Raw genomic sequence first — 16114 nt, 5'->3', positions numbered from 1 at the left:
TGACGTCGTCTCGTCGCCATGTGCGACGCCGTTACGTCATCGAACCGTGCAGTCCGATTCTGCCCGGTCCGGTACAGGTATGCGTGTGACGTTCTCTATGACGTTGTGCGACCAGACTACAAAGCGCCGGTGACACTTCGCACGTAGAGCGTGCGCGGATCGCGTGGATCATGCGGGTCTCACAAGATCACGCTGATCTCTCAGATCACGCTGATCTCTCGAATCACGCTGATCGCGCATACGGCAAAGGGAGCGGTCCCCTCTTGCGTGGGGAACCGCTCCCTTCACGATGTCTTACTTGGCGCCCGCCGCACCGCGACGGATGCCCAGACGGTCCACCAGCGCACGGAAGCGCTTGATGTCCTTCTTGGCCAGGTACTGCAGCAGACGGCGGCGCTGACCGACCAGGATCAGCAGACCACGACGGGAGTGGTGGTCGTGCTTGTGGGTCTTGAGGTGCTCGGTCAGGTCCGAGATCCGGCGGGAGAGCATGGCGACCTGGACCTCGGGGGAGCCGGTGTCGCCCTCCTTCTGGCCGAACTCGGTCATGATCTGCTTCTTCGTAGCGGCGTCGAGCGACACGCTTACTCCTCGTAGTCTTTTCGTGGCCACCGAGTGCCCCTGGTCTACATCGCAGGGGAGCTTCCACAACTCGGGAGGCGAGGTCCGCTGGGCGCTGCCTCCAGTCCCTCGACCGGGGGTCCGATCTGGGGGGGTCCGGGGGCGCGTACACATACGGCCGTCACACAGCGTACCAGCCGGGTCGTGGACGACCGACAGGGCGCTTGGCTCCGCCCTAGGAGCCCTCGACTCCCAGCGCGCTCAAGGCCGTGCCCTTCCAGGGTCCACTGTCCTGCGCGGACAGCTCCCGGGGGGCGAAGAAGACCCGGCCGTGCTCGACGATGATCTCGGTCCTCGCCGGATCCTCCATCCCGATGCGGTCCGGCATGCCGAAGAGAAGATACGGGCTCTCCTTGCCCGTACGCGGGTCGAGGCTCACCACGGCGGCCGGCGAGACGCCGTCGCCGCTCGGCCGGAACGCGAGCAGCTTGCCGCCGCTCACCCGCAAGGGGTACATCGGCCGGCCCGCCTTCGAGTCGAACTTCTTGACCGTCTTCCCGGTGCCGAGGTCGTACGAGACGATCCAGTGGTCCGCGGGCGACTCCTTCGCGGCCGCCAGGAAGAGCTGGTCACGCCCGACCACGATCGCGTCACACGTCTCCACGGCCCCGAAGAGCGGCTTGTGGCAACGGTCGACGAAGCGGTCTTCCGGCATGTCGATCGCGGTCCGGTGGCGGCCCCGGTCATCGAGGGTGATCAAGTCCGTGACGGCGGTGCCGGCGGTCGAGACGGCGAGCACCGCGGGGTCGGACGACACCAGGTAGACGTGCTCGACACCACGCGCCACCTTGTAGGTCCACTCCGCCTTGCCCGTCCCGGGCCGCACCTTCTGCACCGTGAACCGCGGCCCGTCGGTGCCCCCGCACCGAGCGAGGGCGAGGAGGTCGCGCCCGCCCGCGAAGCCGAGGTCCCGGCACTCCGCGGCGGCCGCGCTCGTCCAGAGCTGCCGCCCGCGCTTCATGTCGTACGCGACAGAGCCGCTCCCCCAGGCCACGGCGACGGTGCCGCGGGTCATGGTCACGTTGGTGTGCGGCGCGAAGGCTCCCTTGGCGTCGGGCAGCTTCACCTGCCAGAGCTTCTTGCCGGTGTCCAGGTCGAAGAAGGCAAGCTCGTCGCAGAGGTCCTTGGCGGGGTCGTCGGCTTTGGGGCTCTTGCTCTTGGCTTTCTTGTCTTTCTTGGGCTTGGCCTTGCCCTTGGGCTTGGCCTTGTCCTTGGGCTTGGGCTTGTCCGTCTTTCCCTGGAGGAGGACGGCCGTGCGTCCGTCGGCGGTGACGTGACGGGTGGTGTCGCAGATCGGGCCGGTCATCTCGGTGGACCAGTCCTCTTCGAACGTGCCGAACTTGAAGCCCTTGAGCGTGCTGCCGGTCCCCCGGACGAAGTGGTTCTCCGTCGCCCACGCGCCGGGCGCGTGGACGGTCTCGCGCCCGAACCTCTTCTTGAACTCTTTTTCGTTGTAGTCGACCGCGAGGTTGGCCTCGGGGCTCCGAGGAGCCTTCTCGACGGTGTCCCGGATCTCGTCCGGCGCCTGGCGTACGGCGGCCGGCTTCGTCGCCTGCGGCTGGTCGTCGTCGGCCACCGCCCAGACGACACCGCTGCCCACGCAGAGAACCACTGCCAGCAGAACGGCCAGCGCCCTCACGCGACGCTTCTTGCTCTCCCTCTCGGCGCTCAGAACGGACTGAGTAAAGGGGGAATGGGGTGGGCCGTAGCTCACGCGGCAGGGCCTTTCTGGCTCGGGTCGGGCTCGGGTCTGGCTCGGGTCGGGCTGGGATCTGGCTGGGTCGGGCTCGATGGGGCGTCGCGTCGTACCCCGGGTGACGAGGCCATTGCGCTGCGTACCTCCCGGCCTGCCAAGTAGTCTGAGCGCACGGTTGGTTCGCTCAGGTGGAAGGGGCCGTCGCGCCATGGCCGAGGCACAGCACGAGGACGTCCAGGCTCGCAAAGAGCGCGAGAAGAACGAGCTCTACGCTCTCGACATCTCCGGCGTGGAGTGGCACGGCGCACCGGGCACCGAGGCACACGAGGAGCGGGTCGAGATCGCGTACCTGCCGGACGGCGCCGTGGCCATGAGATCGTCCCTCGAGCCCGAGACGGTCCTGCGCTACACCGAGGCGGAATGGCGCGCCTTCGTTCTCGGAGCCCGGGACGGGGAGTTCGACCTGGAACCGGCATCGAGCGAGGGCGGCCGGGAAGCGGTCTGACGCTCGGAGCGCGGTTGTCAGCTGGTCAGAGCGCGCGCCGAGGCGTACACGTCGAACACCGCCAGGGTCAGCGGGACCAGCGTCAACAGGACGAAGCCTTCCGCGATCTCCGTGAAACGCCCCCAGAAGGGGGTGACTCCTCGGCGTGACGTGATCAGGCCTACGGCGGTGACCAACACGGAGGCGGCCGCGATCGCCGCGATCAGCCACAGCGTCCGTACGTTGAGGGCCGAACTGTCGCCGAGCAGGGCATCGCGCATCAACGCGTGCGGCGGGTTGAGGCAGAGGCCGAGGCCGAGCAGCACGAGTGCCCCCAGGCCCGCGGCCAGCGTGGAGGCGACCTGTGCCGTGTAGCGGAAGAGCTGGGCGCGCATCAGCATCCCGATGCCGGTGGCGAGGGCGAGCAGCTGCCCCCAGACATCGTCGGAGAAACCGAGCACCGCGGCCGCGCCGAAGGACACCAGGGCGCAGCCGCCCACCAGGCCGACGAGCAGTTCATGGCCGCGGCGGGCCTGGGCGGCGATGCGCTCGGCGTCGACCGGCTGCTGCGGCTCGGGCTCGGCGCCGTACTCGTTGCGTGCGGCGTGCGGCGACTCGAAGCCGATGGGGATACGGGCGAACCGCATGGACAACCCCGGCAGGAACGCGAGAGCTCCGACGGAGAGCGGGGCACAGAGCGCCGCGGTCTCGATCGGCTCCAGGCTGCTGAGCGTCGCGATGAACACCGTGAGCAGACCGACGGCGGAGGCGAAGACGAAGGCCACGAACGGGCCGTCCCCGCGCGGCGACACCAGAGTGAGGATCACCGAGGCGATGAGCACGGCCGTGCAGGCGAGCAGGAACTGGAGTCTGCCGATGCCCTGGCCTTCGGTCAGGGGCAGCAGTCCGGAGCCGGCGACGGCCACGTTCGGCAGGGCGCCGAGACCGAGAGCGATGGCCGAGGCCCGGTCGTCGTAGATCCGCGCACGCACGCAGGCGAGCGTGAGCAGCAGCAGGCCCGCGACGGCGGCGAGGATGCCCGGCAGGCTGTGCATGTCGTGGCGGGGTTCCGCGGTCCAGGCCACGAAGGCGATGAGGGCCGGCAGCACGGCGCCGCCGATGAGCCCCGCCACGCGCGTCGAGTCGCCGTCCCACAGTGTGCGATCGCGTGTCACCGCGGAGGCGACGGCCTCGGACACGTCGTCGAAGACGGCGGGCGGCAACGACTCCGAGAACGGACGCAAAGTCAGGAGCTCACCGTCGAGGATGCGCTGCGCCGCGAAGGACCGGGCGCTGTCCAGGACGGCGCCGTCACGGCGTACGAGGTGGTAGCCGACGGGGGCGCCTTCGGCCGGGCTCTGCCGGGACAGCCGCAGGATCTCCGGGTAGATGTCGGCGACGGGGATGTCGTCGGGCAGCGCCACGTCGATCCGGCTGTCGGGCGCGACGATGGTGACCCGGCAGAAGCCGAATCCCGCGCCGGTTCCGGAGGCGGGCCCCGGAGGTGTCCCCTGGCCGGGCCGGCCCGATCCGGTGGCCGTCGCGGAGGCCGTCATGCTCACCTTGCTGCTCCCCCTCCATGCTGTGGTCCTGATGGTGATGGCATCAGTGGTGCTGGTGTCGCGTGCGCAGCGCGCCGCCGACTGTGCCGCATCGTGCGGTGCCTCGCGGCGCGATCGGATCCAGCTGGCTGATTCTTGGTGGCGGTCCTCACCACATACCGCTAAATGCACCGATTCATCGGCCTGTTGCACGGGCGGTTCTTCGGCCGGATTAGCAGGTGCTCACGCGCACATCGGCACCCTACCGCCGACCGGTCACCACCCGTATCAGTAGGATCACACAGCGGCCTGCGTCCGCCTGAAACGGGGCGGCGGACGGAACACCTCGGCCCTGTAGGGGAATTGGTGCGTAGTGAGCCACATCGTCGTGAAGCGCCCACCTCGGGCTCTGCCGTCTCAGGTGCCCACCGAAGAGGTCGTGCTGCAGCCGCCGCCCGAACTGCCGCGTGGGCAGCAGGAGGGCGCGATGATGCAGCTCCTTCCCATGCTGGGCATGGGCGGGTCCGTCGTGTTCTTCTTCATGCCCAGTTCGCATCCGTTCATGAAGATCATGGGCATGGTGATGGTCGCGTCGACGGTGGCGATGTCCGTCGCGATGCTGATCCGCTACCGGCGCGGAACGCAGGGACAGTTGGCCGACATGCGGCGCGACTACCTCCGCTACCTGAAGCAGACCCGGCGCAAGGCCCTGGAGACCGCACGGGCCCAGCGTGACGCCCAGTACTACCTCCATCCCTCCCCCGAGCAGCTGTGGGCCCTGGTCGCCGAGGGCAGCCGGGTCTGGGAACGCCGCACGGGGGACGAGGACTTCGGGCAGGTGCGCGTCGGGCTCGGCCCGCAGTCGCTCGCCACCCCGCTCGTCCCGCCGGAGACCGCTCCGGTGGACGAACTGGAACCGCTCACCGCGGGGGCGATGCAGCGCTTCCTCGCCGCACACAGCACGCTGGAAGACCTGCCGATGGCGATCTCTCTGCGCGCCTTCTACCATGTGACGGTCAGCGGTGATCCGGACACCGTACGGGCAGCTGCCCGGGCGCTGACCGGTTCGCTCGCTTCGCTGCACTCCCCCCAGGACCTGGTGATCGCCGTCGCGGTGGGGAGGGGGGCCGCTCCGGAATGGGAGTGGTCCAAGTGGCTCCCGCACTGCCAGACCCAGGGCACCGCGGACGGTGCGGGCAGCCGGCGCCTGATCACCGGTGACCCGATCGAGCTCGAGTCCATGCTCTCCGCCCGACTACAGGGCCGCCCCCGCTTCCACCCCGGTGGAGCACATGTGCCGGACGAGCCGCACGTCGTCGTCGTACTCGATGGTCTTTCACTGCCTCCCATGTCGGTCCTCGCGTCCCCGGAAGGACTCCAGGGCGTGACGGTCGTGGAGGTCGTACCGGGGGAACTGACCGGTGGGCGCGGCGGCTTGTCCGTCGTCGTGCAGCCGAAGGCGCTGCGCATCGAGTCCGGGCACGGCCTCGTGTACGAGGGCACGCCCGATCTCCTCTCCTACGAAGCCGCCGAGGCACTGGCCCGGCAGCTGGCCCCCCTGCGGGTGGCATCGGGCGGGGACGACGACGAGCCTCTCCTGGCCAACCTGGAGTTCACGGACCTGCTCAGCCTGGGTGACGCCAACTCGGTGGACACGAAGCGGACGTGGCGTCCGCGTGCGCAGGCGGAACGGCTGCGTGTCCCGATCGGCGTCGGCGAGGACGGCCGTCCCGTGATGCTGGACCTCAAGGAAGCGGCGCAGGAGGGCATGGGCCCGCACGGTCTGTGCGTGGGAGCGACCGGCTCCGGCAAGTCGGAGCTGCTGCGCACGCTGGTGCTCGGTCTCGCCGTGACCCACTCCTCCGAGAGCCTGAACTTCGTCCTCGCCGACTTCAAGGGCGGTGCGACCTTCGCGGGGATGGCGCAGATGCCGCACGTCGCCGCCGTGATCACCAACCTGGCGGACGACCTGACGCTCGTCGACCGCATGGGCGACTCCATCCGCGGCGAGCTCAACCGGCGCCAGGAGCTGCTGCGCGACTCGGGCAACTACGCCAACATCCACGACTACGAGAGGGCGCGCGCGGCAGGGGCCCCGCTCCAGCCGATTCCGTCCCTGGTCCTGGTCATCGACGAGTTCAGCGAACTGCTCACCTCCAAGCCGGACTTCATCGAGATGTTCGTGCAGATCGGCCGCATCGGCCGCTCTCTGGGCGTGCACCTGCTGCTGGCCTCGCAGCGTCTGGAGGAGGGCCGGCTGCGCGGCCTGGAGACGTACCTCTCGTACCGCGTCGGCCTGCGGACGTTCTCCGCCGCCGAGTCGCGAGCGGCGCTCGGCGTGCCGGACGCGTACCAGCTGCCGAACGTGCCCGGTTCCGGATACCTGAAGTACGGCACGGACGAGATGGTGCGCTTCAAGGCGGCGTACGTATCCGGGGTGTACCGCTCGGGATCGGAGCAGGCCGCGGCGCTGGGCGGGCCGCGGCCGGTGGACCGCCGCCCTGTGCTGTTCACGGCGGCCGAGGTGCCCGTGCGCTATGCCGCCGCGGCGGTTCCGGAGCCGCGCCCCCGGCCCGGGACCGACCCCGACGACGCACTGGCCGACACGGTCCTCGACGTCATCGTGCGCCGGCTGGAGGCGCAGGGCCCCTCCGCCCATCAGGTGTGGCTGCCGCCGCTGGACAGCCCACCGTCCCTGGACCAGCTGCTGCCGGGGCTCGCGGCCGTGCCGGGGCGTGGGCTCACTCAGCCGGGCTACGAGGGAGCCGGACGACTCGTCGTCCCCCTCGGCCTGGTCGACAAACCGTACGAGCAGCGTCGTGACCCGCTGTGGTGCGACTTCTCGGGCGCGGCTGGCCACATGCAGATCGTCGGTGGCCCGCAGTCCGGGAAGTCGACCCTGCTGCGTTCACTGATGGCGTCGTTCGCGCTCACACACACTCCGCACGAGGTGCAGCTCTACGGGCTGGACTTCGGCGGCGGCGGAATGTCGTCCGTGGCCGGACTCCCCCACGTCGGCGGGGTCGCCTCCCGTCTCGACCCCGAGCGGGTGCGGCGCACGGTCGCCGAGGTGTACGGCGTGATGACGCGCCGGGAGGAGTACTTCCGCACGTCCGGGATCCCCTCGATCGCCGACTTCCGGACGCGCAGGGCGCGCGGTGAGATCACGGTGACCGACCAGCCGTGGGGCGACGTCTTCCTGATCATCGACGGGTGGGGCAACTTCCGATCGGAGTACGAGGGCCTGGAGCCGGCGGTGCTCGACATCGCGGCGCGCGGCCTCGGCTACGGCGTCCACCTGGTCCTGAGCGCGTCGAGGTCGATGGAGGTCCGGTCGAACCTCAAGGACCACCTCATGAACCGCCTGGAGCTCCGCCTGGGCGACACCATGGACTCGGAGTTCGACCGCAAGATCGCCGCCAACGTCCCGGCAGGGGTGCCCGGCCGGGGCCAGACTCCGCAGAAGCAGCACTTCATGGCGGCGGTGCCGCGCGTCGACGGCCTGTCGTCCGACACGGACCTCGCCGATGCCACGTCGACCCTGACGGCCGAGGTGTCCCGCCACTGGACGGAACCGGGCGCCCCGGAGGTCCGCCTGCTGCCGAGGGAACTCCCCTCCGAGCAGCTCCCGCCGGGCAACGTCTTCCCGAACCGAGGCGTGTCCTTCGCCCTCGACGAGACCAACCTCGAACCGGTCTTCGTGGACTTCGAGCAGGACCCGTTCTTCTTCGTCTTCGGCGAGAGCGAGTCGGGCAAGTCGAACCTGCTGCGCCTGCTGATCACCCGCCTCACCGAGCGCTACAGCGGCGACGAGTGCAAGCTCTTCGTGGTCGACAACCGCCGCTCGCTCCTCGGCGTGACCCCGGCCTCGCACCTGGCCGAGTACATCCCCATGTCGAACGCCATGGACCACCACATGACGGCCCTAGCCGACCTGATGAACCGCCGCACGCCCACGGCGGACGTCACCGCCCAGCAGCTCCGCGACCGCAGCTGGTGGCGGGGCCCGACGGTCTACGTGATCGTCGACGACTACGACCTGGTCTCCACCTCCAGCGGCAACCCACTGGGCCAGCTCACCGAGCTGCTCCCTTTCGCACGGGATGTCGGCGTCCGCTTCATCATCGCGCGGTCGACGGCGGGAGCGGGACGAGCGGCGTACGAACCCTTCATGCAGCGGATGAAGGAGCTGGGCGCCCAGGGCGTGGTGCTGGCCGGAGACCCGGGCGAGGGCGACATCCTGGGCGGCGTACGACCACGGCCGATGCCGGCGGGCCGGGGGACCTTCGTGTCACGACGGCGGGGGAAGCCGTTGGTGCAGACGGGGTTGGTGGCTGGGGAGTTCTGAGTTTTACCGCCACTTCCCGACCGTACGAGGATTCCAACCATGATCGACGAATACGGGGAAGGGAGTCGGCCGGGGAACGGTCGACGATCCCGCCTCGCGGATCTGGCAGACATGACCGTGCCTTCGGCTGTCGTGCCTGATGCGCGGGACGACAGCCTCCGAATACGCCGGGAGTTCGCCGCTCTGCTCGGTGAGTTCCGGCGCACTGCCGTGCTGCTTCCGCTAGGTGAGGACGCGTGCCCGCTCACCGCGGATTTCAACGGCGTCCGATGGATCTACGCCTTCTCGGACGAGGAGGCGCTGGCCCGGTTCGCGCTCATGCGCGGGGCCGGTGCTCGCGAGTGGGAGTACCAACGCCTGCTCGGCGCCCGTCTGCTGGACGGGATCGTGCCGGCGGTCGACTCTCCCTGCGGTGTGGCCTTGGACGTAGGAAGCGAAGGCGATGAGGTGCTGCTTCCGCCGGTGCTGGGGGTTGTCCCTGCCGCGGTCGCGGTGGATGCCGACGAGTACGCGGATGAATACGGGGAGAGTGGACAGTGAGTGACGACCAGTCCGATCTGGCAACAGGCGGCCTGAACCTGATCGCCCAAGGGATCAACCTGACTCTGGAAGAGCTCAAGGAGCTCGGTCCGATCGGTGCGGCCAGTGCCGGTCGCGGTTTTCAGAAGGTCGCTCTGACGGGTCTTGAACTGGGCCACGGCGGGCTCACATCGGCGTTCGATTCGTTCTGTGAGCGCTGGGAGTGGGGGGTGCGCTCCCTGGTTGCGGCCGGGAACGACTTCGCGCTGGGAGTGGGTCTCACGGCGGGGACGATGTACGAGACCGAGCAGTATGTGGGCGGATCGCTGAAAGTGTTGGCGAACTCGATTGGCGGCAATCCGTACGCGACCGAGGACGAGGTCACCCGGATGAGTTGGGGTGAGCTGGCCGACAACCACGCCCTCGCCAACCCCGACTACAGCGAAGAATCCTTCGACAAGGCGGGGGACAACATCGAGCAGGGCTACAAGGACGCCGGCCGGGATGTACTGACTTCGGACATGTTCGGCCCGGACAGCGCTCAGCGAGCAGCCGGAATGACCGACGAGCAGTACGAGGCCCTGCTGGACGAGGGCTTCGGCCCTTCGCCCGAGGAGCGTGCCCGTGCTGACGCACAGCAGCAGACTCAGCAAGGCGGGGGCACGGGCTGATGGGTATAGGTGATGTCGTCAACTCCGGTCTGGGAAAACTGGAGGACGGCTGGGACACGACCAAGAAGGCGGTCGGTGAAGGCGTCGAGTGGGGCTCCGACAAACTGGCCGACGGTCTCGATCACATCGGCGCGGACGGTGCCGCGGACTTCGTCAAGGACGTCGGTGGTGGCGTCGCGTCCTCCCTGGGCGCGGAGGTCGACGAACGACAACTCGGCGAGACCGAGCAGGCCGATGAACTCATCCACGGCAGCCCCGGGACAATCCGGCAGAGCGCGAAGCATCTGAAGGACTTCCACAAGGCCTTCGACAAAGTCGGTCAGGGCATGCGCAGGCTGGACTCCTCGCACTGGAAGGGCGAGGCGGCCAAGACTTTCCGCGAGAAGTTCGCCGTGCACCCGGTCAAGTGGCTGCACGCGGCGGACGCTTGCGGAAGTGCCGGTGAAGCCCTGGAAAAGTACGCGGACACGGTCAAGTGGGCACAGAGCCAGGCACAGGACGCGATCGACCTGTACAAGAAGAGTCGGCAAGCCACCGAGTCAGCTGTGGAGGCGTACAACAAGCGGGTCGATGCCTACAACGCCGCGATCAAGGCCGACAAGGAACCGGGCCCACAGCCGGAGCCGTTCAAGGACCCGGGGAAGGCCGACCTCGAACTGGCCCGCGAGATCCTCACCGATGCCCGTCGCCAGCGCAATGAAGCGGGCCAGTCGGCGGAGTCCACGGTCAAGGCCGCGCTGGCGCACGCTCCGGCCGAACCACCGCCGCTGGACCGGTTGAAGTCCAACTCCGTCGACGGCCTCAAAACGCAGCAGACCGAACTGCAGCACGTCATGGGCGGAGCGCTGAAAGGGACAGGAGGCCTGGTCAATTTTGCACGCGGTCTGAACCCGATCGACCCGTACAACGTCACGCACCCCGCAGCCTACGTAGAGAACGTGAACCTGACCCTGGCCGGGCTCGCGTCCACGGCGACGCACCCCGACCGTGCGGCGAAGGATGCGTACGAGAGCTTCAAGAAGGACCCGTCCGAGTTCGGGGGCCGGATGCTGCCGGAGCTGGTCGGGGCGAAGGGCGCCGGTTTCGCACGCGGAGCGGCACGGTCCGGAGCGGCGCAGGGGGTCAAGGGCGCAGCGCGAGACGCGGCGGAGTCGGGTGTACGGCGGGAGGCCCGTGAGGCTGTCGGCGAAGACCCCGCGAGGCCCTCTCGGCGGGAGGGCGTGGAGAGCCGGGGAACAGACCCGGTCGACCTCGCGACCGGAAAGATGTACCTGCCCCAGACGGACGTGGCACTGCCCGGCGCCCTGCCTCTGCTCTTCAAGCGCAGGGTGGAGTCCGGCTACCGGCTGGGCCATTGGTTCGGGCCCTCTTGGTCGTCAACGATCGACCAACGCCTCGAGATCGACGTCGAGGGTGTCGTCTTCGTCACCGAGGACGGCCTCCTGCTCGCCTACCCGCACCCCGCGCCCGGCCTGCCGACTCTGCCGAGCCACGGCCCGCGGTGGCCGCTGGACCGTGCGGAAGGCGGCTACACGATCACCGATCCGGCAACCCTGCGGAAGTGGCATTTCGCCGACCGGTGCGAGGGCCTGGCAGTCCTGGAGCAGATCGACGACCACAACGGCAACTGGTTGACGTTCGAGTACGACGCCGACGGTGCGCCGCGGTCCTTGGTGCACAGCGGCGGCTACCACCTGAAGCTCACCACGGAGGGCAACCGCGTCACGGCCCTGTACCTGGCTGGCGCGGCTGCTGATGGTTCAGATCAGGAACTGATCCGCTACCGATACACCGACGGCCATCTCACCGAGGTCGTCAACTCCTCCGGCCTGCCACTCCGTTTCGCGTACGACGAGTCGGGCCGGGTCACCTCGTGGACGGACACGAACGACCGCAGTTACACCTACGCGTACGACGATCAGAACAGGTGCGTTGCCGAGGGTGGCTCCGAAGGCCATATGAGCCTGCGCCTCACCTATGACACGACGGACCCCGAAACCGGGCTGAGAGTCACGACGACCACCACCGGCGAGGGCCACACCCGGCGCTTCCTGATCAATGACGCCTGGCAGGTGGTCGCCGACATCGACCCGCTCGGCGCGGTCACTCGCTACGAGCGCGACCACTACAACCGCCTGCTCTCGCGTACCGACCCACTGGGCCGCACCACGTCACTCAGTTACGACTCGGCAGGCAACCTGCGCACAGCCGTACGCCCGGACGGACGTGAGGCGAGTTCCGAGTACAACGACCTCGGACTGCCTGTGAAGGTGGTGAATCCTGACGGAACAACCTGGAGGCAGTCCTACGACGAGCGCGGCAACCGCACGACGGTGACCAGTCCTTCGGGCCAGACGACGCACTACGCGTATGACGAGGGGGGCCGCCTCGCAGCGGTCACGGACCCGCTCGGCAATGTGACGATGGTTCGGTGCGACCCGGCGGGACTCCCTGTCGAGATCACCGACCCGCTCGGCTCGGTGACCCGCTACCAGCGTGACGCCTTCGGCAGGCCTGACACGATCACGGACGCGATGGGCACAACGACGCGGCTGGAATGGACTGTCGAGGGGCAGTTGGCCCGGCGTACGGGACCCGACGGGACGGTCGAGTCCTGGGTGTACGACGGTGAGGGTAACTGCACCACCCACACCGACGCGATGGGTGGCGTCTCCTGCTACGAGTACTCCCACTTCGACGTACTGTCCGCCCGGACGGGTCCAGACGGGGTGCGCCACGAGTTCACCCACGATAAGGAGCTGCGCCTCACTGAGGTGACCAACCCTCAGGGCCTGACCTGGAATTACGCATACGACCCGGCCGGCCGCCTGACATGGGAAACGGACTTCGACGACCGGGCGCTGTCGTACGCGTACGACAGCGCCGGGCAGCTGTCCTCGCGCACGAACGCCATCGGGCAGACGGTTTCCTTCGAGCGGAACTCACTCGGCCAGGTCACACGCAAGGACGCGGACGGCCGGGTCACCGAGTTCGGCTACGACCTGACTGACCAACTCGCGCAGGCCATAAGCCCGGACACCACTCTCGTGCTGCTGCGCGACCGTTACGGTCGGCTCAGATCCGAGACGGTCAACGACCGCAAGATCACATACACATACGACGAACTGGGCCGCCGCGCCACGCGCACCACGCCGTCTGGGGCCACCAGCGCGTGGACTTACGACGAGGCAGGACGCCGGACCCAGCTGATCGCGTCCGGCCGCACCATCGAATTCGCCTACGACGCGGCAGGCCGCGAACTCGCCCGTCACATTGGCGAGTCCCTTTTCATGGGCCAAACCTTCGACGAACTGGGTCGCCTCACGGAGCAATCGGTCACCACATCGGGCGGCCGATCGATCCAGAACCGCGCATACACCTATCGCGCCGACGGCAACCTCATCGCCATCGACGACCAGTTGTCCGGCATCCGCAGCTTCGACCTGGACGCGGCAGGCCAGGTCATGGCGGTCCACGCGGCGAACTGGACGGAGACGTACGCGTACGACGCATCGGGCAACCAGACCGAGGCGGACTGGCCTGCCGGGCATCCGGGGCAGGAGGCGACGGGGCGGCGGGAGTACGTCGGGACGCGGATCACGCGCGCTGGTGGTGTGCGCTACGAACACGATGCTCTTGGCCGCATGGTCATGCGCCAGAAGACACGTCTCTCCCGGAAGCCGGATACGTGGCGCTATTCGTGGGATGCGGAGGACCGCCTGACGTCGGTGATCACTCCCGACGGAACACTGTGGCGTTACCAATACGACCCCCTCGGCCGCCGCGTCGCCAAGCAACGCCTCACGGGTGACGGCTCAGCCGTCACCGAAAAAGTCGTCTTCACATGGGACGGCACAGTGCTCTGCGAACAAACCACTACAGCGCCGGAGCTGCCGAACCCGGTCAGCCTCACCTGGGACTACCGAGGCTCTCGCCCGATCACCCAAACCGAGCGCATCACGGCAGCTGATGCACCCCAGGACGAGATAGACACCCGCTTCTTCGCCATTGTGACCGACCTTGTCGGTGGTCCGAGCGAGCTTGTGGATGAGCAGGGCCAAATCGCCTGGCGTACGCAACGCACACTATGGGGAAGTACAGCCTGGAGTGCCGACAGTACGGCGTACACTCCCCTGCGCTTCCCCGGCCAGTACTTCGATCCCGAAACGGGGCTCCACTACAACTATTTTCGCCATTACGACCCCGAGACTGCTCGCTACCTCAGCCCCGACCCATTGGGACTGGCGCCAGCCCCCAATCCTGTCGCTTACGTCAGGAACCCCAGTGTCGGTACTGATCGCCTCGGACTCGCCCCTGATGCATGCCCTCGCGAGGGCGAGCTCCTATACCGAGGCGACATGAGATCCGTGGACGAGGTCCGACAAGCAGGCGGCTTCAATTCTTTCCTGTCGGGCAGCGATGTATCACTCTACGATTACGTTGTGAACCACGTGGAGAGCGACTTCATCTCAACGTCACGATCCGATCAAACCGCATTGGGCTTCAGCAGGCCTGGGGGTTACGTTTACGAGATCGAGTCACCGCCAAATGGAATAAACGTAAACAATGAGCTTGGGCCATTGAATCCAACTCCTCACGAGCAAGAGATAGCATTCAAGAGACACATCCCGTTTGATAGGATCCTTCGAGCGTGGAAGCTAGACGAATTCTGGGAACTAGACGACGAATTGCTGGTGTACATTCGTGACCATTGAAGCTGACATCAAGATCTTCACACCCGGGGTTCGTGGCCTCGAACTCGTCGATTGCTCACTGGAATGGACTCTTACCTCCGATGAGGCCCAGGTTAAGATTTCCCATCCCGATGGCACGGTTTACGAATCGCGTGGCGCGAACTTGTGGGAGTGCTTGACTGAAATCCGCAACGAGTGTGAGCCGGATGGAGTACGCATCTGCTGCAACGGCGCAAGGAGAGACTGCTACCCCTCCAGCATGGCGATCCAGATGGGGGGAGGGCACAAAGTGACCATCAGAGAGATGGGAAGGCAAGTCACTGACATGGCAGCCGTTGTAGAGACATTCGCGTCCGCCGATCTAGAAAAAGTCGGCACAGTTGCCGAACAAGAAGCCTATTATCGCGCCTGGCTAAAAAGCCTTCCGAGGCCTGACGAACCTTAGACCCGGAAAATTGTTGGAAGATTCCTACGCCCCTCGACATCTCCGGCGTCGAGTGGCACAGCAGGCTTGGCCCGGAAGGGCACGAAAAGCGCGTCGAGATCACGAACCTCCCCCTGGGCGCTGCGGCCATGCTGTCGTCCCCGGAGCCGGCGACCGTGCTGCGGTACACGGAGGCGAAGTGGAGAGCTTTCGTACTGGAGGCCGGTGAGGGCGGTTTTGATCTGGAGCCTACGCCTCGGAATCATGGGGCTGGGGCGGGGCAGGCGTCCCAACCGTCCTCCCGCCACGCTCCTCGTTCATGCAACAAACAGGGGTGGACACCTCCCGCGCGTGTCCACCCCGATGCTGCGTGACGCTGATGCTCACTGGAAGTAGCTGGCGCCCTTCAGGTCGCCGCTCCGGTAGTCACCGCCGGCCTGGCCGACCTTCTGGCCGATCTCGACGAGAGCCCGGTGGATGGCCTCGACGTTCTTGTCCCACTCCTGCTGCTGCAGGACGTACGCCTCGTGGGCCTTGCCCTCCCAGCCCTCGGCCACCTTCGCCACCGCCCGCTTGATATCCGCGAGATCGGCTTCCAACTGCTTCGCCTGGTTGCCGAGTTCAGTCGTGATGGCGTCTAGGCCGCCGTACTTGACTGCCATCTCGCCATAGTGAACGTTTACCATGTCTACCCCGTCTCTCAGTCGTTCAAGGAACACGTTCCCGAGGAACTCAGTGCTTCAGTAGCTGTTGATGGCCGACTGCTTACCGCCGTACTGCACGTCGATACTGTCCATCGTCGACCGGACCTGATCCTCGAGTCCCTCTGTGAGCTTCTCGTTGCCGCTGATGCCGTCCAGGAAATCCACCAGGATCCTGCCGATCACCTGCATGCGCTCGTTGATCTCTGTCTGCTTCTTGTCGAATGCATGAGCTCCAATGCCACGCCAGTTCGCCTCCATCGTGTCGAGGGTGCCCTGGAGACGCTTGAGCTGCTGCTGGACCGATCCGTACTTACCCACGATCTCTTTCTTCAGAAGCGCCACTTGCTCATCGTTCAACTTCTGGCCTTCAGCCACGGCTGGGCTCCTTTCGTGAATCTATGTTGATGTGCGT

General features: G+C 67.1%; 11 protein-coding genes and 1 pseudogene. 7 read left to right on the top strand and 5 right to left on the bottom strand.

Features of this window, described 5'->3' with window-relative positions:
- Positions 1-294: 294 nt before the first annotated feature.
- A complete protein-coding gene (gene rpsO / locus QBL25_RS29735) occupies positions 295-582 on the bottom strand; it encodes a 30S ribosomal protein S15 (protein WP_160507553.1) in 288 nt (95 codons plus the stop codon).
- 214 nt (positions 583-796) lie between these two features.
- Complete coding sequence (locus tag QBL25_RS29730; protein ID WP_409060017.1) at positions 797-2260, bottom strand: PQQ-binding-like beta-propeller repeat protein; 1464 nt, start codon at positions 2258-2260, stop codon at positions 797-799.
- A gap of 265 nt (positions 2261-2525) precedes the next feature.
- On the opposite strand from QBL25_RS29730, the gene QBL25_RS29725 reads away from it, so the two are divergent.
- Positions 2526-2822, top strand: coding sequence for a DUF397 domain-containing protein (locus QBL25_RS29725; RefSeq protein ID WP_409060016.1), 297 nt, complete (start codon positions 2526-2528; stop codon positions 2820-2822).
- 17 nt (positions 2823-2839) lie between these two features.
- Here QBL25_RS29725 and eccD read toward each other — a convergent pair whose 3' ends face one another.
- Positions 2840-4363: a type VII secretion integral membrane protein EccD gene (eccD, locus tag QBL25_RS29720; protein WP_409060015.1), complete on the bottom strand. Its 1524-nt coding sequence runs from the start codon at positions 4361-4363 to the stop codon at positions 2840-2842.
- Positions 4364-4715: 352 nt separating this feature from the next.
- On the opposite strand from eccD, the gene eccCa reads away from it, so the two are divergent.
- The 6 genes and pseudogenes from eccCa to QBL25_RS29690 form a co-directional block, all read left to right on the top strand.
- Complete coding sequence (eccCa, locus tag QBL25_RS29715) at positions 4716-8690, top strand: type VII secretion protein EccCa (RefSeq protein ID WP_409060014.1); 3975 nt, start codon at positions 4716-4718, stop codon at positions 8688-8690.
- Positions 8691-8729: 39 nt separating this feature from the next.
- Positions 8730-9230: a hypothetical protein gene (locus QBL25_RS29710; protein WP_409060013.1), complete on the top strand. Its 501-nt coding sequence runs from the start codon at positions 8730-8732 to the stop codon at positions 9228-9230.
- Positions 9227-9880, top strand: coding sequence for a hypothetical protein (locus QBL25_RS29705; RefSeq protein ID WP_409060012.1), 654 nt, complete (start codon positions 9227-9229; stop codon positions 9878-9880). The genes QBL25_RS29710 and QBL25_RS29705 overlap by 4 nt, the downstream gene beginning before the upstream one ends.
- Positions 9880-14595: a putative T7SS-secreted protein gene (locus QBL25_RS29700; protein WP_409060011.1), complete on the top strand. Its 4716-nt coding sequence runs from the start codon at positions 9880-9882 to the stop codon at positions 14593-14595. Before QBL25_RS29705 ends, QBL25_RS29700 begins: the two co-directional genes overlap by 1 nt.
- Positions 14585-15019, top strand: coding sequence for a hypothetical protein (locus QBL25_RS29695; RefSeq protein ID WP_409060010.1), 435 nt, complete (start codon positions 14585-14587; stop codon positions 15017-15019). The genes QBL25_RS29700 and QBL25_RS29695 overlap by 11 nt, the downstream gene beginning before the upstream one ends.
- A 32-nt stretch (positions 15020-15051) precedes the next feature.
- Positions 15052-15276, top strand: a pseudogene (locus QBL25_RS29690) (DUF397 domain-containing protein); the annotation flags it as partial.
- Positions 15277-15381: 105 nt separating this feature from the next.
- On the opposite strand, the gene QBL25_RS29685 reads toward QBL25_RS29690, so the two are convergent.
- The gene (locus QBL25_RS29685; protein ID WP_409060009.1) at positions 15382-15660 is read right to left on the bottom strand and encodes a WXG100 family type VII secretion target; all 279 of its coding nucleotides are present in this window, start codon (positions 15658-15660) and stop codon (positions 15382-15384) included.
- Between the two features lie 78 nt (positions 15661-15738).
- Positions 15739-16077, bottom strand: coding sequence for a WXG100 family type VII secretion target (locus tag QBL25_RS29680; protein ID WP_409060008.1), 339 nt, complete (start codon positions 16075-16077; stop codon positions 15739-15741).
- Positions 16078-16114 lie beyond the last annotated feature (37 nt).

It is taken from the genome of Streptomyces sp. SYP-A7185 (genome assembly GCF_046103685.1).
GTDB lineage: Bacteria > Actinomycetota > Actinomycetes > Streptomycetales > Streptomycetaceae > Streptomyces.
This window is presented reverse-complemented; position numbering and strand designations above follow the sequence as displayed.